This is a genomic window from Wohlfahrtiimonas populi, assembly GCF_002006795.1.
Taxonomy (GTDB): Bacteria; Pseudomonadota; Gammaproteobacteria; order Cardiobacteriales; family Wohlfahrtiimonadaceae; genus Wohlfahrtiimonas; species Wohlfahrtiimonas populi.
This window is the reverse complement of the sequence record NZ_MVDN01000046.1, coordinates 1-1,014: the sequence shown is the minus strand read 5'-3', so window position 1 is coordinate 1,014 and position 1,014 is coordinate 1. Positions and strand designations below refer to the sequence as shown.

Here is a 1,014-nt window from a genome sequence, read left to right as displayed (position 1 = left end):
TCTAACAATGAAATCTGCCAAGATATGAATAAACCATGGCTAAAAAACCTTAAAAAATATGGTGGTGGTTTATAACTATCAATTACAGAGAAAACAAAACCACCTTTTCGGTGGTTTTTTAATATGCAGAAATTACACTTTAGTGAATCAAATCAGCATGAGAATCGCTCGTTACTGTATTCGGATATTTTCTATTTCTAAAATCACTATATTTCTAAAATCACTATTTTGCTCATCCCTCATTTCCCAAATGCCAACATCACACCAAAAATTCTCTTCATATACTTTCAAAAGATTTTCATAACTACATTGAAAAAACTCAGAATTGCAATATTCATCAATTAATCTATTAAGATATTCCTTATTCTGAATGGCACTTAACTCTATAAAAGCTGTCAAATTATCAGCCTGAGAAAGCTGTAATATATTGGGATGGCAAGCATCATCCTCAGAATCACAATACTTATGTAGAGTGCCATTTTTAATATATGAAATTACTTTTTGGCGCTGTTGATCTGTATTATCAAATTCCAATGGGTTCACAAATCCTTGGGGTTGAGAAAATGCAAACGATAAAAACAGCGTCATCATTAATATGAGATTTTTCATAAGTATGCATTCCCTCCAATCACACTTTGCTATATTCAGATAATTTTATGTTATAAGCATAATGCTAATTAGTATGCACTAAAAAGAAAGTAATAACCTCAATACAATTGATTTATTTTACAAATATAGTAAATAAAATATTAAAAATATCAATATTTATATTAAAATAGGAAAAATGCAAGCTTGGATATTATGGTGAGATATGAAAAAACAAAGGCTTTACCTTAATAGAGTTAATGATTGTGATAGCCATTATTGGTATATTATCCTTGATAGCTTACCCTGCCTATCAGAATTACATCATCAAGCTACAAATTACTGAAGCTGTACATGAACTATCTATTCCCAAAAAAACAATGGAAATTGCCATTATTGAAGGCCAAGGTTTCTATTTTTCTCTAGGTA

The 1,014-nt window shown here is 29.7% G+C and carries 1 protein-coding gene and 1 pseudogene; one reads left to right on the top strand and one right to left on the bottom strand.

What is annotated here, in order from left to right; translation table 11 throughout:
• Positions 1–171: 171 nt before the first annotated feature.
• A complete protein-coding gene (locus tag BZK16_RS13915) occupies positions 172–609 on the bottom strand; it encodes a hypothetical protein (protein ID WP_077929473.1) in 438 nt (145 codons plus the stop codon).
• 212 nt (positions 610–821) lie between these two features.
• Between BZK16_RS13915 and BZK16_RS14935 the strand changes: the two are divergent.
• Positions 822–1,014: pseudogene (locus BZK16_RS14935) on the top strand (pilin); the annotation flags it as partial.